Origin of the sequence: Sporosarcina sp. USHLN248 (assembly GCF_037144575.1) — a bacterium.
Lineage (GTDB): Bacteria > Bacillota > Bacilli > Bacillales_A > Planococcaceae > Sporosarcina > Sporosarcina contaminans.
On the sequence record NZ_JBBCZC010000139.1, the window covers coordinates 1 to 223 of the forward strand.

Sequence of the window (223 nt, forward strand, 5' to 3'; positions counted from 1 at the left end):
CAGCCTAATCTTCTGCTCCTAACGCTTCGCTCCAATCAACGAATCTCTTTTATACCGATTTTTGTAGTCAAATAATTCTTATCCTAAATGAACCCCAATTTCTTTATATCTGATGTTTAATAATATCTTTGCTTTGAAGTGATCGAAGCGCCTAAAACCATAGGCATTGCGCTTCATCACTTTCGTTTTGTTATTAATCCCTTCCAGAAAACCATTGGAATAC

General features: G+C 35.9%; 1 protein-coding gene. It reads right to left on the reverse strand.

The features are described 5' to 3' along the window. Positions 1-78: 78 nt before the first annotated feature. A partial coding sequence (locus tag WFH04_RS18270) for a transposase (protein WP_336825752.1) occupies positions 79-223 on the reverse strand: 145 nt, incomplete at its 5' end.